The sequence below is a fragment of the Bacteroides sp. f07 genome (genome assembly GCF_042854785.1).
In the GTDB taxonomy this organism is placed as follows: Bacteria; Bacteroidota; Bacteroidia; order Bacteroidales; family Bacteroidaceae; genus Bacteroides.
Genome location: NZ_BAABXI010000001.1, coordinates 2,013,541 through 2,033,101, shown reverse-complemented (window position 1 = coordinate 2,033,101; position 19,561 = coordinate 2,013,541). Strand labels below are relative to the sequence as shown.

At 41.0% G+C, this 19,561-nt stretch carries 22 protein-coding genes and 1 pseudogene; 19 read left to right on the top strand and 4 right to left on the bottom strand.

Translation table 11 applies throughout. The features are described from left to right. Positions 1–4: 4 nt before the first annotated feature. The 9 genes from ACGHVY_RS08175 (at position 5) to ACGHVY_RS08135 (ending at position 5,858) form a co-directional block, all read left to right on the top strand. Positions 5–796: a methionyl-tRNA formyltransferase gene (locus tag ACGHVY_RS08175; RefSeq protein WP_390598296.1), complete on the top strand. Its 792-nt coding sequence runs from the start codon at positions 5–7 to the stop codon at positions 794–796. A 7-nt stretch (positions 797–803) separates the two neighbouring features. Beyond that, entirely contained in the window at positions 804–1,472 is a 669-nt protein-coding gene (locus tag ACGHVY_RS08170; RefSeq protein WP_390598294.1) for a sugar transferase, read from the top strand. 18 nt (positions 1,473–1,490) lie between these two features. Further along, positions 1,491–2,168, top strand: coding sequence for a PIG-L deacetylase family protein (locus ACGHVY_RS08165; protein WP_390598292.1), 678 nt, complete (start codon positions 1,491–1,493; stop codon positions 2,166–2,168). A gap of 99 nt (positions 2,169–2,267) precedes the next feature. After that, positions 2,268–2,705, top strand: coding sequence for a WbuC family cupin fold metalloprotein (locus ACGHVY_RS08160; protein ID WP_390598291.1), 438 nt, complete (start codon positions 2,268–2,270; stop codon positions 2,703–2,705). Between the two features lie 12 nt (positions 2,706–2,717). Then, positions 2,718–3,302: an N-acetylmuramoyl-L-alanine amidase gene (locus ACGHVY_RS08155; RefSeq protein WP_390598289.1), complete on the top strand. Its 585-nt coding sequence runs from the start codon at positions 2,718–2,720 to the stop codon at positions 3,300–3,302. Between the two features lie 275 nt (positions 3,303–3,577). Next, positions 3,578–3,799 (top strand): hypothetical protein, encoded by a 222-nt coding sequence (locus ACGHVY_RS08150; RefSeq protein WP_308746147.1) that lies wholly within the window; start codon positions 3,578–3,580, stop codon positions 3,797–3,799. Then, the gene (locus tag ACGHVY_RS08145; RefSeq protein WP_390598287.1) at positions 3,793–4,059 is read left to right on the top strand and encodes a type II toxin-antitoxin system RelE/ParE family toxin; all 267 of its coding nucleotides are present in this window, start codon (positions 3,793–3,795) and stop codon (positions 4,057–4,059) included. The genes ACGHVY_RS08150 and ACGHVY_RS08145 overlap by 7 nt, the downstream gene beginning before the upstream one ends. Before the next feature lie 109 nt (positions 4,060–4,168). Further along, the gene (locus tag ACGHVY_RS08140; RefSeq protein WP_002561845.1) at positions 4,169–5,332 is read left to right on the top strand and encodes an IS4 family transposase; all 1,164 of its coding nucleotides are present in this window, start codon (positions 4,169–4,171) and stop codon (positions 5,330–5,332) included. A gap of 331 nt (positions 5,333–5,663) precedes the next feature. Next, positions 5,664–5,858 carry a nucleotidyltransferase family protein gene (locus tag ACGHVY_RS08135; protein ID WP_390598285.1) on the top strand — a complete coding sequence of 65 codons (195 nt, stop codon included), beginning with the start codon at positions 5,664–5,666 and terminating at the stop codon, positions 5,856–5,858. A 557-nt stretch (positions 5,859–6,415) separates the two neighbouring features. Here ACGHVY_RS08135 and tnpC read toward each other — a convergent pair. From tnpC to ACGHVY_RS08115, 4 genes and pseudogenes are all read right to left on the bottom strand, one after another. Further along, the gene (gene tnpC / locus ACGHVY_RS08130) at positions 6,416–8,005 is read right to left on the bottom strand and encodes an IS66 family transposase (protein WP_195473342.1); all 1,590 of its coding nucleotides are present in this window, start codon (positions 8,003–8,005) and stop codon (positions 6,416–6,418) included. A gap of 73 nt (positions 8,006–8,078) precedes the next feature. Continuing rightward, on the bottom strand, positions 8,079–8,447 hold the full coding sequence (gene tnpB / locus ACGHVY_RS08125) for an IS66 family insertion sequence element accessory protein TnpB (protein ID WP_390598284.1): 369 nt from the start codon (positions 8,445–8,447) through the stop codon (positions 8,079–8,081). Continuing rightward, positions 8,431–8,763 carry an IS66 family insertion sequence element accessory protein TnpA gene (gene tnpA, locus ACGHVY_RS08120; protein WP_195473341.1) on the bottom strand — a complete coding sequence of 111 codons (333 nt, stop codon included), beginning with the start codon at positions 8,761–8,763 and terminating at the stop codon, positions 8,431–8,433. The genes tnpB and tnpA overlap by 17 nt, the downstream gene beginning before the upstream one ends. 98 nt (positions 8,764–8,861) lie before the next feature. Beyond that, positions 8,862–9,056 (bottom strand): annotated as a pseudogene (locus ACGHVY_RS08115) (transcriptional regulator); the annotation flags it as partial. Between the two features lie 319 nt (positions 9,057–9,375). On the opposite strand from ACGHVY_RS08115, the gene ACGHVY_RS08110 reads away from it, so the two are divergent. From ACGHVY_RS08110 to ACGHVY_RS08065, 10 genes are all read left to right on the top strand, one after another. Next, complete coding sequence (locus ACGHVY_RS08110; protein ID WP_390598282.1) at positions 9,376–9,897, top strand: HU family DNA-binding protein; 522 nt, start codon at positions 9,376–9,378, stop codon at positions 9,895–9,897. Positions 9,898–9,965: 68 nt separating this feature from the next. Continuing rightward, the gene (locus ACGHVY_RS08105; RefSeq protein ID WP_156150203.1) at positions 9,966–10,058 is read left to right on the top strand and encodes a smalltalk protein; all 93 of its coding nucleotides are present in this window, start codon (positions 9,966–9,968) and stop codon (positions 10,056–10,058) included. 200 nt (positions 10,059–10,258) lie between these two features. Continuing rightward, positions 10,259–11,422: a DUF262 domain-containing protein gene (locus ACGHVY_RS08100; protein ID WP_308745231.1), complete on the top strand. Its 1,164-nt coding sequence runs from the start codon at positions 10,259–10,261 to the stop codon at positions 11,420–11,422. Next, the gene (locus ACGHVY_RS08095) at positions 11,406–12,461 is read left to right on the top strand and encodes a DUF3696 domain-containing protein (protein WP_308745232.1); all 1,056 of its coding nucleotides are present in this window, start codon (positions 11,406–11,408) and stop codon (positions 12,459–12,461) included. The genes ACGHVY_RS08100 and ACGHVY_RS08095 overlap by 17 nt, the downstream gene beginning before the upstream one ends. Before the next feature lie 6 nt (positions 12,462–12,467). Then, the gene (locus ACGHVY_RS08090) at positions 12,468–13,343 is read left to right on the top strand and encodes a hypothetical protein (protein WP_308745233.1); all 876 of its coding nucleotides are present in this window, start codon (positions 12,468–12,470) and stop codon (positions 13,341–13,343) included. 142 nt (positions 13,344–13,485) lie between these two features. Next, positions 13,486–15,810, top strand: a complete 2,325-nt coding sequence (locus ACGHVY_RS08085) for a transglycosylase domain-containing protein (RefSeq protein WP_308745234.1) — start codon at positions 13,486–13,488, stop codon at positions 15,808–15,810. 15 nt (positions 15,811–15,825) lie between these two features. Beyond that, positions 15,826–16,194 carry a 2-amino-4-hydroxy-6-hydroxymethyldihydropteridine diphosphokinase gene (locus tag ACGHVY_RS08080; protein ID WP_390598279.1) on the top strand — a complete coding sequence of 123 codons (369 nt, stop codon included), beginning with the start codon at positions 15,826–15,828 and terminating at the stop codon, positions 16,192–16,194. 8 nt (positions 16,195–16,202) lie between these two features. After that, complete coding sequence (gene kdsB, locus ACGHVY_RS08075) at positions 16,203–16,955, top strand: 3-deoxy-manno-octulosonate cytidylyltransferase (RefSeq protein ID WP_308745236.1); 753 nt, start codon at positions 16,203–16,205, stop codon at positions 16,953–16,955. Between the two features lie 4 nt (positions 16,956–16,959). After that, entirely contained in the window at positions 16,960–18,243 is a 1,284-nt protein-coding gene (locus tag ACGHVY_RS08070) for a M16 family metallopeptidase (RefSeq protein WP_390598277.1), read from the top strand. Positions 18,244–18,328: 85 nt separating this feature from the next. Next, positions 18,329–19,498, top strand: coding sequence for a phosphatidylinositol-4-phosphate 5-kinase (locus ACGHVY_RS08065; protein ID WP_308745238.1), 1,170 nt, complete (start codon positions 18,329–18,331; stop codon positions 19,496–19,498). The last annotated feature ends 63 nt before the right edge of the window (positions 19,499–19,561 follow it).

Here is a 19,561-nt window from a genome sequence, read left to right as displayed (position 1 = left end):
TAAAATGGGAAATAACAGACTGAAAGTGATGGTCATCACTCAGAACGATACGTTTTATATACCAACCAACATATTGAAGGCTTCAAAGGTGTGTAATATTGTTGAAGTGGTGAATAATAGGGCCAAGTACGCTTTGGACAATAAGATTTTGGACATGTTGAAGTGGTTCGGATTTTTCCAGTGTGCCAAGATGGGGTTCCGTACTATTTGGCGTAAGGTGCAAGGTGTAATGGATGTCGTGAGTGGTTATAAGATGTATGGAGGCAGGTGCAACATTGCACATTCGGCTAAAGTGATTGGTGCTGACTTCCATGTGGTGTCAAATTTGAATGTTAAGGACTATGTACAGCATGTGCGTGACATTGCACCTGACCTGATAATTTCGTATTCAGCACCTCAGATCATCAAACCAGAGTTACTGAGTGTTCCTAAATATGGTATCATTAATGTACATGGTGCATTGCTGCCAAACTATAGAGGATGTATGCCTTCTTTTTGGTATCTATATAATAATGAGAAACTGGGTGGTGCAACTGTACACTATATGAGTGCGGATATTGACGATGGTGACATCTGTCTACAAGGAAGCGTGGATATCAGTGATTGCAAAACGATGTTCCAGTTGATGAAGAAAACCAAGGAACTGGGTGGTGAGTTGGTTGTAGAAACCATCAAACAGATTGCTACTGGCACGCTTAAAACACGTAAGAATGATACAGAAAACGGCAGTTATTTCACTTGGCCGACAGTTGAGCAGGCAAAGGAATTCAGAAAGAAAGGTTATTCACTTAATTAGTAATAGTATGTTCCTCAGAATAATTAAAAGATTATTTGATTTCATGTGTGCATTTATTGCACTTGTAGTATTGAGTCCTGTATTTTTGATTGCGATTATTGGCATCCTGATCAGCGACTTTGGTCCTATCTTTTATTGTGCCAACCGTATTGGTAAAGGTAATAAGCCTTTCAAGATGTATAAATTCCGCTCTATGAAGGTGCTTCGCACACTAAGGGGGGCGGAGGCAAGCCTTCGTCCTGAAGAAAATCGTATCTTTCCATTCGGTCGCTTCATTCGTCAGGTTAAGATTGATGAACTACCTCAGTTAATCAATATACTGAATGGCACAATGTCAATCATTGGTCCTCGTCCTGTTGCTCAAGATCAGTTTGAAATGTTTCGTTATGGCAAATGGAATGAGGCTGCAAAAGTACCTGTAGGATTGAGTGGTCCTGCTGCTTTGTATGATTTCATATATGGGGACCAAATCACGGATGAAAAGGAATATATGGAAAAAGTATATCCTACACGTCGTGAATTGGAATATACATACGTGAAAAAAGCAGGTATCTTCTACGATTTGAAAATGATTATATATACAGTGATTTGTATTATTTATGCGTTGTTCGGTAAGGAATGTACATGGATGCTGAACGAGTTTATAAATGATGCGAAAGAAACAATGGAAAAGTAACATTTAAAATCTAAATTTATGAAATACTTACTTGTAGTAGCTCATCCAGATGATGAGACTCTTGGTGCTGGTGCATCTATGTATAAATGGACTCGTGAAGGACAGACAGTGGATGTAGCTATCATGTGTACGGAAGCAAAGGCTCGTGCGTTTCGTCCAGGAGATAACGAATTGGAAGATGACACAAATGCATCAAATAAGTTTTTGGGTGTAAGTAAAATATATGAAGGAACTTTCCCAAATATTGAAATGAATACTGTTCCTCACTTGAAATTGGTACAATTTATTGAAAGTGTAATACGTGAGAGTGAGCCGGATATTATCATTACACATCATCCTGCAGATACAAACAATGATCATTTGCAGACTTCCATGGCTTGTCAGGAGGCTGTTCGTTTGTTTCAGCGGCAGTCAAATATAAAGTCTGTGAAGGAGTTTTGGTATATGGAAGTACCTTCATGTAGCGAGTGGGCAATCAATGATGCCATGAATTTATTTCGTCCTAACTGTTATGTTGAGGTGGGTAAGGAAGGTGTGGATGCCAAATGCGAGGCGTTGGCTATGTACCGTGGTGTCATGCGTCCATATCCTCATCCTCGTAGCAATGAGTATATTTCAGGTTTGGCTGCAATGCGAGGTAGTCAATGGGGATGCAGTTACGCAGAGGCGTTCCAAGTGGTGTTGAGACGTTATTAATGTTTATGTATGAAATATTTAAAAGGTTTATGGGTGTTTTGCTTCTACTTTTTTATTCCTAGAAGAGCGAAACGAATGCCCAATAATTGAATATACAGTATGGAAATAAATAAAATAATGCTCGAAACTCTCTTTGCGGAGGCTAAAGAAAATCCGCGTTTGCGTCAGAATTTCGACCTGCGTACTTCATCTGCTGATACCAGCCAACGCATGCTCAATGCGTTGTTGCCAGGAACTGAAGTGCCTATCCATCGCCATGAAGATACTACAGAAACTGTAATCTGCTTGTGTGGTAAGTTGGACGAAATTATTTATGAAGAGGTTGTTTCATATGAGAATGATATGGCAGGACTTCTACAAGGTATGGATGCTCAAGATGTATCTCGCAAGGTGTCGTATCAAGAAGTACAACGTATTCACCTCAATCCTGCAGAAGCCAAGTATGGCTGTCAAATCCCCAAAGGTGCATGGCATACAGTAGAAGTATTTGAGCCTTCGGTGATATTTGAGGCCAAGGACGGAGTGTATCAAAAATAGAACCATCTACACATGAAAATATTAATAGATAACGGACACGGCAAGGAAACTCCCGGCAAATGTTCGCCTGACGGTCGTTTGAAGGAGTATGCATATATTCGTGAGATTGCAGACCGAGTGGTAACCGGATTACAAAATGAAGGCATTGATGCTATGCGTATTGTGCCGGAAGAAAATGATGTGACGTTATCTGAGCGTGTGAAGCGTGTCAATGCATTCGGCAAAGAGACTATATTGGTATCAATCCATTGCAATGCGATGGGGAATGGTGCTGAGTGGATGTCTGCAAACGGATGGAGCGTATTTGTTGGTAACAATGCTTCAATGAATAGCAAACGGCTTGCCCGGCAACTGGCACAAGTTGCCTTGAATAGGAAGGTGAAAGTACGTCGTCCGTCTCCGCACAAGTTGTATTGGACTGCTAATCTTTATATCTGTCAGAAAACGAATTGTCCGGCAGTGCTAGTCGAGAATTTCTTTCAGGATAATAAGAAGAATGTTGAATTCCTTCTCTCAGAAGAAGGGAAGCTGTGCGTCACGAATATATTGCTGGAAGGTATTACGAACTATTTAAAGGAATATCAAAGAAATATGTAGGTCCCTGAACTCATGATATATTCATGAATTCCCTGCATTATACGAGTTGGGAAGAATACAGCGGTATATTCCTGACTTATCCCTCATATTAGCGTAAAAGCTGATATGTGTTTGTATGTAAGATATATCAACTGTCTGTGAAGATGGTTGATATATCAGTTTTAGGGGGTATGTTGATTAACGTCCTTTTTTATCGGTTTAAGGGAAAATAATTATGGATTAGTATCTATTCTCGGATTTACTTGTTACCTTTGTGGTATAAAATAATTCATAAAATGAAAAAGAAAGAATCTCATGATATAGAAGAGAAGAAAGAATATCTTTCACATGTGTCAGAACCAACCTCTGAATATGGAGCTTATTCAAGTTCTACATCTATACCAGGTTGTTGTTCAATAGATGAACTTCATACAATTTTAGACCGTGTAGAAAAGAATTTTTCTCAGGGAAAAAAGGTGTGTAATGAAGAAGCCTTAAAGAGAATAATGTCGTGGTAGAGTTTCAAGTTGAATGGGATGAAGAAGCTTTAGATGTTTTCAAGGCTATATTTCAGTGGTATAAGAAGAATTTAGGTCAGAAAGCTGCAGATAAGTTTCGAAATGGCATATTGAATGCTGTTCGTATTTTACAGTCTAATCCTCAATTAGGTAAGGTAGAAGAACTATTGGTAGGTAGAGAGAAGCAATACCGTTCTTTATTAGAGTATCCTCATCATCGTATAATTTATTTTATAGAAGATTCCATTACTGTCCCGTAAAAGTGGATAAATAGTTCTTTGAAATAATTGAAATATAGTCTATTAGATACTACTTTTTAGGCGCGACGATTTGAAATCATACCTTTGAGGTCAATTAAGGTGACCTCAAATGAACCAAGATAAATATGTTTTCGCTCAGTTAGTAGAATTCTTGAACAATGATAAGTTCAGAAGACTTGTAGACAAGTATGATGGCAATCGTTATGTGAAACATTTCACTTGCTGGAGTCAGTTACTTGCAATGATGTTCGGTCAACTCAGTAATCGTGAAAGTCTTCGTGACTTGATTGTAGCTTTGGAAGCACATCAAGGAAAGCGTTATCATTTGGGATTGGGTCGTGAGCCCATTGCCAAAACTACGCTTGCATCTGCCAATCAGAATCGGGATTACAGAATCTTCGAAGATTTTGCTTTCTATATGATGAAGGAAGCATGTGAAAAACGATCGACTCACATCTTGGATATTCCAGGAAGGAAGTATGCGTTTGATTCCACTACGATTCCTTTATGTTTGGCTACATTCCCTTGGGCGAAGTTCCGTAAGAAAAAAGGTGGAGTTAAGGCTCATGTCCTTTATGACATAGAAGCACAACTTCCAGCCTTTTATACAGTAACTACAGCATCCAGGCATGATTCAACAGAAATGTCCGCAATTAATTATGAGCCAAATGCTTATTATATATTTGACAGAGCGTATGACTCGTTTAAAGAACTTTATCGGATTCATCTTACAGGTTCTTTCTTTGTAGTCAGAGCGAAGTCTAATCTGAAATGCAAGTTCTGTAAATGGAAGCGTAGAATGCCGAAGAATATCCTTTCAGATGCGGAAGTGAAACTGATAGGGTACACTTCTGAAAAGAAGTATCCTGAATCATTCAGAGTCATCCGTTTCTATGATGAAGAGGATGATCGTGAATTCACATTCCTGACGAATGCCAAACACATATCTGCACTTGATGTTGCCAATCTTTATAAGAAAAGATGGTTCGTGGAACTTTTCTTCAAATGGCTGAAACAACACCTTAAGATAAAAAGGTTCTGGGGTACTACCGAGAATGCGGTTCGAATACAGATTAGTGTTGCTATCATCACCTATTGTTTAGTAGCTATTGTCCAATATGATATGCAACTGAATCGTTCAACTTATGAGGTCTTGCAGATTCTTAGCATCTCATTAACAGATAAAACGCCTTTACAAGAGCTGTTTAATAAGACTAATTTCAATGATGTCAAAGAACAATTTAATCCCCTTATTCCGGGATTATTTGATTAATTAATAACTCGTCCCGATTTTAACGGGACACTAGTGAGAAGATTCTGTTATTTATATCGCATATATATGGGATAATCGCATGGATAGTAAAATGATTCCTATTGTAGTGAAATAAATGGTTTGAATGTGGTGATATATCTTTTCTCTGTGAAGATTATGGCTTAGTATTATATTCTCGAATTTACTTATTATATTTGTGGTATAAATAGCGTAGATAAGTAACTCAGAGCCATTAAAGAGATATAGAAATGAAAACATTATCAGAATATGTCAGCTTATTGCACCACTATATGCAACAAAACAAAATGCATCTAAATATGGAATTCTGCGTATGGGAATATTTGGTTCGGTAGCTCGCAATGAACATACTGCTACAAGCGATGTCGATATTTATATAGAAGGGCAACTCCATGGCTTTTTTGCTTTGGCTGGTATTAAGCAGGAGTTGGAAGACTTGCTGGGTTGCAAAGTGGATATTGTACGATTGCGTGACAAGATGATTCGTTTTTGCGTGAGAAGATGCTGAAGGAAGGCATTTATGTATGACATTTTGATCGCATACCATACGCTGGAATTGATACAGGAATCTTTAGAAAAGATACATCTTCGTTTTTCAGGTATTTCTTGTCCTGATGATTTTTTGCTGAGTGAGAGTGGCATGATGAAATTGGATAGTATATAAAAAAGAAGAAAATGGCAACAGCATGCTTGAAAATACATAATATCCTGCTTTAATGCATGAGGGATTAGAAGAATAAATAATAATTAAGCAGTGAATAAAGTGTTAAAACACAAAACAGGCGGGATTTTCCCCGCCTGTTTTGTGTTTTAACGAAGAAGATAAATAATGTTTGGAGCTACTTTAAAGCATTGCGACTGCTTTGCGTATTTGCTCTAATATGGCTGAAAGTCGATTGTCACGGCGGGCAGTTTGCATATTATATGCAGTTTGCATATTCACCCACATGTATGCTTTAGTACCGGTTGCTGCCTCTATTTTTAGGTAAGCATCCGATAAAGTACACTATAAAAAATGGCTATATCTCCTTTCAAGGTAAGCAGCCATCTATCGTTGTATCTCCATCATTCTTTATTCTTTTCCTTCCATTTGTGTGGCAACATTTGTAGCAGTTCCTCATAATTTGCCTTTTGCATATATGGCATTCTTGCTATAACGTCATTCAGATAAGTGCGCGGATTTACTTTATGCGCTTTGCACGTAGCCAGTAACGAACAGACGACACTCATGCTGACGGCCGCCTGATGGTCTCCACAGAACAAGTAGTTCTTTCTACCCAATGTGATTGGTCGGATGGCATTTTCCGCCAGATTGTTATCAATATGGATACGTCCATCCTGCAGATACCTCATCATATTCTCCCAGCGGGTATAGGCATAGGTTATCGCCTTTCCGGTCAGGCTGTTTGGGCTGTATTTTATCCCTTCTGTTTCCATCCATAGCTTCAAGGCATCCATAATAGGTCCAGCAAGTTCCTGACGTTTTCCCATTCGTTCATTTTCTGTAAGCTGCTTCTGGTCACAGTCATGTTCTATGCGATATAGAAGCTGTATTTCTTTTAAGGCATGTTCCGCCATCTGCCTGTTTTCAGCAAGTGCCTGCTCAAAATACCTGCGTATATGAGCCATGCAGTTAACAAGGCGCACATTCGGGTTGACCTTGAAAGCCGATTCGTAACCCTCAAAGCCGTCACATTGAAAATAACCCTTGAAGTTTTTAGCCAGTTGCCCTATCACCGTACCTGACCGTGATCCTTTGTCATAATGGAAAAGCACCAGTCGTTCGACTACTGCCCTGACCATCCACAAGTATTCCTTGTTGGTCTGATGTCCTGCCTTGTCCAGTACAGGTACGGTCGTTTCATCCCCCTGTATGTAGTCGGATTTCATGATTTCCTGCCTGAGTACCTCGTAAAGTGGCTTGAGAAGTTCAACCGCAGGCTTGAACCATCCGTCTATGGTACTTTCACTAGCTTTGAAGCCCAGGTGATGCAACTGTTTCACCTGGCGGTAGAAGGGAAGATGATACTCATATTTCTGCAGGAGTATCTCCGCCAAAAGTGTAGGTCCCGCTATTCCTTTGTATATAGGCAACAGCGGCATGGCGGCTATCTCCACTCCTTTTCTGCCGACCGGTGGAAGTGAAGTGTTGTCTTTAAGGGCATATTTGGGCCGTACAATCTCCTTTATATAAAGTTGTCCGGGCTTATGTTCCACCACACGGGTCACTTCCTCACCAATCTTCCTGTACAGTTCCAGGTCAATGTCTTCCGGCTCGATGATTACCCTTTCAAGTACGGGAAGACCTTCCATTATCCTGCGGTTATTCCGTTCCCGTTTCTTGCTCTCCACCGTTTCTTTTGTGATTGTCTGCACCGCTACTTCACGCGCTTTTTCCAGTTCAGCCGCGTTATCAGGAAGAAAGTCACCGAACAGGTCAGGCTGGTTGGAATCAAGAGACGGGAGTTTCTCTGACTTGTGACCGAAAAGCTGGCGGTTCAGCCATGCGACTTGAGCCGTCAGCTCATTGAGACGATTCTGTAAGGATTCATTCTGCCGGGTAAGCCTGATGATGGTCTCAGCCTGGGATGCGTTCACCTGCTGCAGGGACTGCAGCATTGAGTTCATCTGTGAAAGCATCTCTTCTTGGGTCATAATCCGTTTCTTTTAATTACACTATAAATGTACAAAATATATCCCGGACAGACAAGGGATACGGCATCTTTTTTTATACAGTATATACATTTCGTTCCGCCCTCAGACGTCTTAAACGCTGCCCGGGAGATTCCTGGATTCCTTCCACCATAAGGACAAGATCGCGCCATTCCATCGGATAACTGCGCGATTTCTCATCATATTCGGGAATCTTGAAATGACCGGCTTCAAGGCGCTTGACATACATCACCAGACCGCCATCCTCGGCATGGAGAAGCTTCATCAATTTACGGCTGCTGCCAATGAAGATGAATACATCACCGTTCCTGACACTGCAGCCCATACGCTCGTGTACCACACCGCAGAGAGAACTGATACCCTTGCGCATATCAGTCCTGCCGGGGCAGAGAAAATACCGCATCGTATCATTCAGGCAGAACATGGCAACAGGCGTATTGGTTAATCAAACGGGAAGCGGCCTCTTCCATACCGGCACCCAAATGGGCACGGACGCCATTAGGAAACAACAGGGTCATTCCGGAAACGGAAGAGGAGGAAGCAATACAGGGGGACTTCAGGCTGATGGGGGCTAAGACTGATTGGGGAGCAGATGTCTCGTGATCGGGAACACTGGAAGATTTACGTTTCCAATAATTGTACGTGGAGTAACTGACATGTTCACGTTGCAGAAATTTCAGAAGACTCAGACCGCTTAAACGATGCAGTTCCTGTAAAGAGGTAAATTGTTCTTTTGTCATAATGAAAATATGTTAGAAGTTCATGCAATATTGCACAGGCAAAGGTGCTATGAAAATATGATAGAGAAAACGGGTACTTTATCGGATGCTTACATTTTTAGTGCGTACTCTGTTGTTATCGGCCGCTTGCCGTTCAATACTTCATTCAAAACTGAATAGGACACACCTATAAGTTCGGCAAATTTACGTTGCGATATTCCGCGTGCTTGTAACTCATCTTTGAGCATTTCTCCAGGATGTATAGGTTCCGAAGGTATAAGCTCATCCGGGGCATATATTTTCTTTGTTTCCATAATTTGTAATGGTTACTTATGTGCGTCCTTGTTCATAAAGTTCCCTCAGATATTCCTTATCAAATTCAATGTACATAAGTTATTGCTTTTTCATTTACAACTGTCTGTGAAGTGATTATTGATACTCAGAAAAATAGATGTAAGAGATTCTAAAAGAAATATATTGTTGATTAATAGTCTATTATGCACTTGATCGAATAAAAAGAGCTCCGCAAGGGGCTTTTTCCTTTTCTATACGAAATAAAAGCCGCACCTTTGCATCGTTGATCAACGAAACGTGAATAAATAACTTGAATTTGAATCTTTTAAAAAACGTAGTATGAGTGTAATTTACAAAGTCATTACGCGACCGACAGATCCGCGTGTCCCTAATTCTCCCAAGAGATTTTATCCGCATCTGATTACTTTAGGCCAGTCTGTCAATTTGAGATATCTCGCAGAGAAGATGAAGGATCGTTCTTCTCTTTCTGTCGGTGATATCAAGAGTGTGATTCAGAACTTCGTGGATAAGATGAAGGAACAGTTGCTGGAAGGTAAGTCGGTGAATATCGAAGGTTTAGGAGTATTTATGTTGGCTGCCCGTTCGAAAGGTGCGGAGCTGGCGAAGGATATCACTGCTAAAAGTGTGGAGAGTGTTCGTATCTTTTTTCAAGCGAATAAGGAACTGCGTGTCACAAAGACTGCAACGCGGGCAGATGAGAAGCTGGACTTGATCAGTCTGGATGAATATCTGAAGAAAATCAGTGTTACTGTAGCACCGGAAGATCCGGATGATGGTGGTGATGAAGGTGGTGGCAACGATGGGGGAGATGACGGAGAAACACCTGACCCGGCCGCTTGATTAATTGGCAACTCACAATTGGCTGTCTGGTAGTTTGTTTAATGTTTAATTTTAAAAGTAGAATGTCTATGAAAAGAACTTGGAGTATGATTTTGAAAGTGATTATTGCTGTTGCCGGTGCGATTGCCGGAGTGATTGGTGTACAGGCGGCAACGATGTAGTAGGTATCTTGTAGTTAAGATATAATTAGGTATGAATGACAGGCGGGAAAAATCCCGCCTGTTTTGTGTTTTGATAAGAAGATAAATAATGTGTAGTTGATAAGTATCTTATTTATTTTGCGAATTTATTCTGCTGACTTATGCAAATTATTAGCTATCTTTGCAAATTACAGAGATATAGATGTAATAGATAAATGGATATGGAAATACCTGAAGATATGAAGGTCGATTTTGAAGGGGACGAAACGTTAAATCCTTCTTTGGAAACAACTGATGAAAACGTTGATGACATATATCCGGACGCTGTATTGAACATTGCCCGCGAAACGGCATCTGTCTTTCAATTGAAGCGTCGCTGGGAAAAAGAACCGTCTATGCTGGATTTGACACCTCCATTTCAACGCAATATGGTTTGGTCTCCCAAGCAGAAAAGTGAACTGATAGAATCCATCATTATGGGAATACCATTACCGGCTTTTTATGTAAAGGAGAATCCGGAGGGCGTATATGTGGTTGTAGATGGAAAACAACGTTTGGGGACGCTTTTTGATTTTATTGACAATAAATTCAAATTGGAAAAATTGTCCATATTAAAGAACCATGTCAAGCGTTATTTCTCAGATCTTTCACCTATCGAACAGAATAAAATAGAGGACTATACTTTGACAATCAATGTCATTAAGGCTCCTACAAGCGATCGGGTTACATTTGACCTTTTTGACCGTGTGAATAGGGGCGGTACGAATTTGAATAATCAAGAAATGCGGAATGCTCTATACCAAGGTACTTCTACCAGATTGATTGATGAATTGGCGGAGAATGATAATTTTTTGCGTGCCACAGAATATACGATTCCTTCCAAGCACATGAAGGACCGATATCTCGTTATTCGTTTTTTGGCTTTCTATTTATGGAACGAACATCTGTCTGTAGATATTGAAGCTGGTCAAAGTCTGGAATATAAGAGTAATTTGGAGGATTTCCTAGGCAAGACGATGTCTTTTCTCAATGGACTCAAATATCAGGACGAATTGATAGGGAGGTTGAAAGTTATATTCGATGAGTGTATGTGCCATGCGGCCGAATATGTAATACCTCTTGGCGGTTTCAGGCTTCCATCAGATGAGGGAAGGCAAAAAAGGCCTATAAATATGGCTTTTTTTGAGAGCTTTAGCTATTTGATAGCAAAAATGGACAATATAAATAAGGATGAAATCTGTAAGGCATATTCTTTGATGCTGGGTAACACTGAATATGTGGATTCACTCACATATTCAGTTGACAGCCGCAAACAGACTCATTTGCGTTATGAGATGATAAATAGTTATTTACGTAAAAACGAACAAAATGTTGAACGGGTATAAAATCAGAGACTACAAGTCATTTGAAGAGAATAATTTTGATTTAGGCAGGTTGAATCTTTATTCTGGCGCTAATTCAGCAGGAAAGTCCTCGGCCATACAGGCATTGCTGAATGCAGCAGACAATCTTCGTGAAGAACCTCAAAGCCATCGGGCGGTAGCACGTCATACTCCGGTTGTCACTTTCAATGAGACCCGCAATTTTATTACAAATGCTAAAAGTTACGAGATAGATTTCTTAGAAGAAGGAAATGAGGTTAATATAGTCTTTACACCAGGTGATGATGCGTTTAAAAGCATAAATGTCGAACAGGATAAGAAGCCGTCAGAGCGTTTATATTCAATGTTGCATAATGCTTTATTCTATTTGCCTGCTATGAGAACCGGGCGTTTGGATAATTCTACCATTAATCCGAATGCGGAACAAAATCCGCTGGGACTTAACGGTGAGTTCGTGATTGACTTTTACCAGAACAATCGGACGCAGCTCTTACCGGAATCTCTGTGGGCAGGAAAGGAAACGAAGACTTTAGAAGGGCAGGTAAATCTGTGGCTGAACAAACTGACGGGATATCGTCTAATTGTTGATTTTGAGGGTACACAATATAGAGTGAAGTTTGAGACAATCGGTGGAAAGCAACTTTTTCCATACCATGTCGGCACAGGCATCAGTTTCATAACTGAGGTTATCATTGTTTGTTTGGCTCTTCCGGAGGACAGTATTGTTATTATTGAGAATCCGGAGATTCATCTCCATCCGTCGGCACAAGCCGATTTGATTGATTTTCTGGCAATGGTAGCAAAGTCTGGTCGTCAGGTGATTGTAGAATCTCATAGTGATCATTTGTTTAATGGCATCCGTCGCTTGTTACACAAAAACGAGATTTCATTGGAGGATGTCCGTGTTTTCCATTTTATACGGGGGAAGGATGGATTGACAAAAGGGGAACGAGTGGTCCTCAGCCAACAAGGGGGAATACAGAATTATATTCCTGGCATGTTTGAGCAATTTGACAAGGATCTTGATGATATATTAAGTTGATAGGACATGGATTGTATATTGAATGAACTATCATTAAACGGGCAATATAAGGACATTGACGATTTTGAAAAGTCGGGAGTGAAGCCATTGTCTGCTGTGCTTCATGATATGTCTGTTTTGGGGATAGATCTACTTTATAAGAAGAGTGATTTTTATAATAGTAATGTAACCTCTAATGAGACTTTTTACAGTATAATATTTAGTCGGGCTGCCAAGGTAAATGACAGCATGAGGCGTATGAAAAGCCAGCTGGCAAAACTGCAGAACGAGCCATTTTGGGATGAGGATGTACAGCATGATGTGACTAAAATATATCTTTTGGTAAGGAAGGGGTCTGATGATACGGAGGTTACTTTGACATCGGTGGCGGAGGCACAAGCAAGACGGGCTTGTTTGATATCGTTTGCCAAATCTGAGTTTTTGTCTGATGAGTTTGATGTTAAGATTAAAGAAGATAATACAACGGACAGTGTTCCGAATGTGTGGGAAGGTGGCCAGCTTGGAGAGACTCTTTTGCAAAGGGGCGACATCTCATTTGAGTCTTATTGTAGTAACATAAGGTTTAGCAAACTGAATTTTGACAGTTTGGATGCAAAAAATGGATTTAATCTTGTTTCAAGTGAAAATATCGGTTTGTTTAAATCTGCTTTTAATAAATTTGAAAGTTTGTCATGGCAGCAGATAGTTACTGATGACGGACTGGATTATAAGGAATTCAGTAAGAATAAAAAAACAGGTACTTATTTCTCTGATGATGAATGGCGTGCTGGTGTTCATAAATTCCGTATTGACCAGAAAATCCGTTGCTTTGGAAATACCATAAATGGTGTTTTTTATGTTTTGCGTTTTGATCTCGATCATAAATTGAGCGATTTGGGCTGATACTGGTTTTGAATATGTTCCATTGATTTTAGAGGAATGTGGTATTTAACAAAACTGAAATAATAATCAAACTCGTTGGCTGAGTACTGGATTTTATCTACCTTTGCACCTTAATTTAATGCGTTTTTAAGCTAGAAAAAACATGATTCGAAAAATAATAAAAGCTCTTTGGATTTTATTGGCAATTGGAGTAGTGGCTGTGGTCACTATATTTGTTTCCATCTCGAAAGGTTGGATAGGATATATGCCGCCTGTCGAGGAGTTGGAGAATCCGAGTTATAAGTTTGCGACGGAGATTTTCTCTGAGGATGACAAAGTGCTGGGTACTTGGTCTTACAGTAAGGAAAATCGCGTATATACTGCTTATAAGGAACTCTCTCCAAATATAATTAATGCATTGATTGCTACGGAAGATGTTCGTTTCGTCGAACATTCGGGTATTGATGCCAAAGCATTGTTCCGTGCATTTGTAAAGCGTGGTTTGATGTTTCAGAAAAATGCGGGTGGGGGTAGTACTCTGTCTCAGCAGCTTGCCAAGCAGTTGTTTACGGAAAATGTTGCCAGGAATACTCTTCAGCGCCTTTTTCAGAAACCGATTGAATGGGTGATTGCCGTGAAACTTGAACGGTATTATACCAAAGAGGAAATTCTGAGCATGTATCTTAATAAGTTTGACTTCCTGAATAATGCTGTTGGTATCAAGACGGCTGCACACACTTACTTTGGCTGCGAACCGAAAGATTTGAAACTGGAAGAAGCGGCAACTTTGGTCGGTATGTGCAAAAATCCATCGCTTTATAATCCGGTACGCTTCAACGAACGTGCTCGCGGACGTCGTAATGTGGTGCTCGAACAGATGCGCAAAGCAGGATATATCACAGAAGCTGAACGTGATTCGTTACAGGCTCTTCCGTTGAAGTTGACTTATAATCGTGTAGACCATAAAGAGGGGTTGGCTACTTACTTCCGCGAATATCTTCGTGGTGTAATGACTGCACCAAAACCGGTAAAAAGCGATTATCGTGGTTGGCAAATGCAGAAATTCTACGAAGATTCTCTTTCTTGGGAAACAAATCCGTTGTATGGATGGTGTGCGAAAAACAAGAAGAAGGACGGAACGAACTATAATATCTATACTGATGGTTTGAAGATTTATACCACCATTAACTCACGTATGCAGCAGTATGCTGAGGATGCCGTAAAAGAGCATTTGGGGGATTATCTGCAACCGGTATTCTTCAAGGAAAAAGAGGGAAGCAAGAATGCTCCTTATGCAAGATCGTTGCCGGAGAAACGGGTGGAAGAATTACTGACTAAGGCAATGAAGCAGACTGACCGTTACCGTTTGATGAAGGAAGCGGGAGCTTCGGAACAGGAGATTCGGAAAGCATTCGACAAACCGGAAGAGATGACTGTCTTTTCATGGAAAGGGGATAAGGATACGATTATGAGCCCGATGGATTCCATCCGTTATTACAAGTCTTTCCTGCGTACAGGATTTATGTCAATGGACCCGATGAACGGACATGTGAAGGCTTATGTGGGAGGACCGAATTATGTGTATTTCCAGTATGATATGGCTATGGTAGGACGCCGTCAGGTGGGATCTACTATCAAACCTTATTTGTACACTTTGGCTATGGAGAATAATTTCTCTCCTTGCGACTTGGTGCGTCACGTAGAGCAGACATTGATTGATGAAAACGGAACTCCATGGTCACCACGTAATGCCAACAACAAGCGTTATGGAGAAATGGTAACTTTGAAATGGGGATTGGCTAATTCCGATAACTGGATTTCTGCTTACTTGATGGGTAAGCTGAATCCATATAATTTGGTGAGACTGATTCATAGTTTTGGTGTACGTAATAAAGCTATCGATCCGGTTGTTTCTCTTTGTCTCGGTCCTTGTGAAATTTCTGTCGGCGAAATGGTGAGTGCTTATACTGCTTTTGCCAATAAGGGGATTCGTGTAGCTCCGTTATTTGTCACTCGTATCGAAGACAGTGACGGGAATGTGATTTCTACATTTGCACCCCAAATGGAAGAAGTGATCAGTGTTTCGAGTGCCTACAAAATGCTTGTTATGCTTCGTGCCGTTATCAATGAAGGAACGGGCGGACGTGTGCGTCGCTATGGTATCATTGCTGATATGGGTGGAAAGACAGGAACGACCAATGACAATTCCGATGCTTGGTTTATGGGATTCACGCCTTCGCTGGTATCCGGCTGTTGGGTAGGGGGGGATGAACGCGATATCCACTTCGGTAGAATGACATATGGTCAGGGAGCTGCTGCCGCACTGCCTATTTGGGCAATCTATATGAAGAAAGTATATGATGATCCGACTTTGGGATATGACCAGCAAGAAAAATTTAAACTTCCTGAGGGATTTGATCCTTGTGCCGGTTCGGAAACTTCAAATGGTGAAGTGGAAGAAATTGGATTGGATGATTTGTTTAACTAATCTTCGTTTCCAATCATGCATAAGTGTATCATCTGTATTGGAAGTAACTATAACCGGAAGGAAAATCTGCTTTTTGCACGGCAAAAGTTAGCGGATTTGTTTCCTTCCATTCGCTTCACGTCCGAGCAGGAAACACAACCTTTGTTTTTCAAAAGTCCGGCGTTGTTTTCCAATCAGGTAGCGCAGTTCTTTTCCGAAGCAGAGGAAGAGAAAGTGAGGAAGGAACTGAAAGCGATCGAACAGTCTGCCGGCCGTCGTCCGGGAGATAAGAAAGAAGAAAAAGTTTGCCTGGATATTGATTTGCTTACTTTTGACGACCGGGTGCTGAAACCCGAAGACCTGAAAAGGGAGTATATCTTGAAGGGATTAGAAGAATTAAAATAGATTCAGATATGAAATTTCTCGGAATAATACCTGCTCGTTATGCATCCACGCGTTTCCCAGCGAAACCGTTGGCTATCCTGGGTGGGAAAACAGTGATACAACGTGTATATGAACAAGTAGCAGGTGTCTTGGATGATGCTTATGTAGCCACTGACGATGAGCGGATTGAAGCGGCAGTAAAAGCTTTCGGCGGTAAGGTAGTTATGACTTCTGTCCATCATAAAAGCGGTACGGACCGTTGTTACGAAGCCTGTACCAAGATTGGTGGTGATTTTGATGTCGTAGTCAATATACAGGGAGACGAGCCTTTTGTCCAGCCTTCGCAGTTGAATGCTGTAAAAGTTTGTTTTGAAGACCCGACTACGCAAATTGCTACATTGGTGAAACCTTTCACTGCCGATGAACCGTTTGCCGTACTCGAAAATGTGAATTCACCGAAAGTGGTAGTCAATACAAACTGGAACGCACTTTACTTCAGCCGTTCTATTATCCCTTATCAACGTAATGCTGAAAAACAGGATTGGCTGAAAGGACATACTTATTATAAACATATCGGTTTGTATGCTTATCGCACGGAGGTGTTGAAAGAGATTACCGATCTGCCGCAATCTTCTCTTGAAATAGCCGAATCATTGGAACAGCTTCGCTGGCTGGAAAACGGATACAAGATAAAGGTCGGTATCAGTGATGTGGAAACGATTGGAATTGACACTCCTCAGGACTTGGAACGTGCAGAGGAATTTTTGAAGAACAGGGGATAATCTTATGAATCGAACGATACAGCCTGAAATACAAACTCTGAAAAATTTCCGGGTACTTACTCCTGTTCGGACTTCTTTGCCGAATGGTATTCCGCTGACCGTTATCAATGCCGGTGAGCAGGATGTGGTACGTATGGACATACTTTTTGCCGGAGGTCGTTGGCAGCAGTCGCAGAAACTGCAAGCTTTGTTTACCAACCGGATGCTTCGCGAAGGTACTGTGAAATATACGGCAGCTACCATTGCCGGGAAACTGGATTATTATGGCTCGTGGCTTGAACTGTCCAGCTCTTCGGAGTATGCTTATATTACGGTTTATTCGCTGAATAAGTATTTGGCGAGAACGTTAGAAGTAGTGGAATCCATGATTAAAGAACCACTCTTTCCTGAAAAAGAACTGCGGACTATCTTGGATACGAATATCCAACAGTATCTGGTTAATACATCCAAAGTAGATTTCCTGGCGCATCGCAGTCTGTTGAAGTCTCTTTACGGGGAACATCATCCATGTGGAAAAATAGTAATGGAGGGGGATTACCATACCATTACTCCGGATGTTCTTCGTGATTTCTATGAGAGGTATTATCATTCGGGCAATTGCTCTATTTTTCTTTCCGGCAAGGTGACGGAAGATATTATCTGTCGGGTAACGGATACTTTCGGAGTTCCGTTCGGACAGCATCAATTACAGATGCCGAAAGTAAGTTTTCCTTTTGCTGCCGTTCCCGAAAAGAGGATTTTTACAGAGCGTGAAGATGCTATGCAGAGTGCGGTGAAAATGGGATGTACCACTGTCACTCGTGAACATCCGGATTATCCGAAACTGCGGGTGCTGATGACTTTGTTCGGCGGTTATTTCGGTAGCCGTCTGATGTCTAATATCCGCGAAGAAAAGGGGTATACTTATGGTATTTCGGCTGGTATCATGTTTTATCCGGATAGTGGGGTGTTGATTGTTTCGACGGAAACGGATAATGAATATGTGGAGCCTTTGATACAGGAAGTGTATCACGAGATAGACCGGTTACATCAGGAACAGGTGTCGGTTGAGGAACTGACGATGGTGCGTAACTATATGTTGGGTGAGATGTGCCGTAGCTACGAGTCGCCTTTCTCACTCTCGGACGCATGGATATTTATTGCTACTTCCGGTTTGGATGATGATTATTTCTCACGTTCTCTGCATGCGGTAAATGAGATTACACCTGCGGAAATACAGGATTTGGCACAGCGTTATTTGTGCAAAGAGACATTAAAAGAGGTCATCGCAGGTAAAAAGTTGTCATAATTTGCTTTCCGGTAGGGGGATTTATGGGAGAGAAATTGTATCTTTGTCCAAATTGTAAATCTAAAAAGAGTAACTACTAAAATAAATGAGGAAATATCTATATACTACACTTTTATTGGCTCTCCTTACACAAGCGGGAGCAATGGCACAAGAAAATGAAGGAAAAAAAGGCGGATTTTTCGGAAAAATAAAGGATACATTCTCTACTGATATAAAGATTGGCAACTATACTTTTAAGGATGGTAGCGTCTATACAGGTGAAATGAAAGGACGCAAGCCGAATGGAAAAGGAAAGACGGTCTTTAAAAACGGTGATGTCTATGAAGGAGAATATATAAAGGGAAAACGTGAAGGTTACGGTATCTATCTGTTTCCCGACGGAGAAAAATACGAAGGGCAATGGTTTCAAGACCAGCAGCATGGAAAAGGTATTTATTATTTCATGAATAATAACCGTTATGACGGTATGTGGTTTCAGGACTATCAGCATGGTGAAGGTACAATGTATTATCATAATGGCGACTTGTATGTAGGTAACTGGGAGAATGATAAACGTGAAGGTAAAGGTACTTATACTTGGGCGAATGGAGCAAAATATACGGGTCATTGGAAGAACGACAAGAAAAACGGTAAAGGTACCATGAACTGGGATGATGGCTGTAAGTATGAAGGTGACTGGAAAGATGATGTCCGCCACGGCAAGGGGGTATTTGAGTATACCAACGGAGATAAATACGAGGGTGACTGGGCGGATGATATCCAACATGGCAAAGGTACGTACTTCTTCCATACGGGCGACCGTTATGAAGGGTCTTATCTTTTAGGCGAACGTACCGGCGAAGGTGTTTATTATCATGCCAACGGTGACAAATACGTGGGAAATTTCAAAGACGGTATGCAAGATGGCAAAGGTACTTTTACCTGGGCGAATGGAGCTGTGTACGAAGGTGACTGGAAAAATAACAGGCGTGACGGAAAGGGTGTCTACAAATGGAGCAATGGTGATGTTTATGAAGGTGACTGGAAGGACAACCGTCCGAATGGTCAAGGTACTTTAAAGACTGTCGCAGGTATGCAATATAAAGGTGGTTTTGTTGATGGATTGGAAGAGGGGCAGGGGGTGCAGGTCGACAAAGATGGCAACCGCTTTGACGGATTTTTCAAACAAGGAAAGAAGGACGGTCCTTTTGTAGAGACTGATAAGGACGGAAAGGTCATCAAGAAAGGAACCTATAAATTAGGAAGACTGCAATAAAAGATATAAAGTAAAGAAAACGGTGAACAAGTTGCGCTATGCAAGACTTGTTCACCGTTTTTT

Coding starts and splice junctions, on each gene's coding strand:
- ACGHVY_RS08100 (WP_308745231.1), top strand. CDS start 10,259: ATGGAAATACCTGAAGATATGAAGGTCGATTTTGAAGGGGACGAAACG.
- tnpA (WP_195473341.1), bottom strand. CDS start 8,763: ATGACAAAAGAACAATTTACCTCTTTACAGGAACTGCATCGTTTAAGC.
- ACGHVY_RS08065 (WP_308745238.1), top strand. CDS start 18,329: ATGAGGAAATATCTATATACTACACTTTTATTGGCTCTCCTTACACAA.
- ACGHVY_RS08170 (WP_390598294.1), top strand. CDS start 804: ATGTTCCTCAGAATAATTAAAAGATTATTTGATTTCATGTGTGCATTT.
- ACGHVY_RS08095 (WP_308745232.1), top strand. CDS start 11,406: ATGTTGAACGGGTATAAAATCAGAGACTACAAGTCATTTGAAGAGAAT.
- ACGHVY_RS08110 (WP_390598282.1), top strand. CDS start 9,376: ATGAGTGTAATTTACAAAGTCATTACGCGACCGACAGATCCGCGTGTC.
- ACGHVY_RS08150 (WP_308746147.1), top strand. CDS start 3,578: ATGAAAAAGAAAGAATCTCATGATATAGAAGAGAAGAAAGAATATCTT.
- ACGHVY_RS08175 (WP_390598296.1), top strand. CDS start 5: ATGGGAAATAACAGACTGAAAGTGATGGTCATCACTCAGAACGATACG.
- ACGHVY_RS08080 (WP_390598279.1), top strand. CDS start 15,826: ATGCATAAGTGTATCATCTGTATTGGAAGTAACTATAACCGGAAGGAA.
- ACGHVY_RS08160 (WP_390598291.1), top strand. CDS start 2,268: ATGGAAATAAATAAAATAATGCTCGAAACTCTCTTTGCGGAGGCTAAA.
- ACGHVY_RS08135 (WP_390598285.1), top strand. CDS start 5,664: ATGGGAATATTTGGTTCGGTAGCTCGCAATGAACATACTGCTACAAGC.
- ACGHVY_RS08090 (WP_308745233.1), top strand. CDS start 12,468: ATGGATTGTATATTGAATGAACTATCATTAAACGGGCAATATAAGGAC.
- ACGHVY_RS08085 (WP_308745234.1), top strand. CDS start 13,486: ATGATTCGAAAAATAATAAAAGCTCTTTGGATTTTATTGGCAATTGGA.
- ACGHVY_RS08105 (WP_156150203.1), top strand. CDS start 9,966: ATGAAAAGAACTTGGAGTATGATTTTGAAAGTGATTATTGCTGTTGCC.
- ACGHVY_RS08070 (WP_390598277.1), top strand. CDS start 16,960: ATGAATCGAACGATACAGCCTGAAATACAAACTCTGAAAAATTTCCGG.
- ACGHVY_RS08165 (WP_390598292.1), top strand. CDS start 1,491: ATGAAATACTTACTTGTAGTAGCTCATCCAGATGATGAGACTCTTGGT.
- tnpC (WP_195473342.1), bottom strand. CDS start 8,005: ATGACCCAAGAAGAGATGCTTTCACAGATGAACTCAATGCTGCAGTCC.
- tnpB (WP_390598284.1), bottom strand. CDS start 8,447: ATGTTCTGCCTGAATGATACGATGCGGTATTTTCTCTGCCCCGGCAGG.
- kdsB (WP_308745236.1), top strand. CDS start 16,203: ATGAAATTTCTCGGAATAATACCTGCTCGTTATGCATCCACGCGTTTC.
- ACGHVY_RS08140 (WP_002561845.1), top strand. CDS start 4,169: ATGAACCAAGATAAATATGTTTTCGCTCAGTTAGTAGAATTCTTGAAC.
- ACGHVY_RS08155 (WP_390598289.1), top strand. CDS start 2,718: ATGAAAATATTAATAGATAACGGACACGGCAAGGAAACTCCCGGCAAA.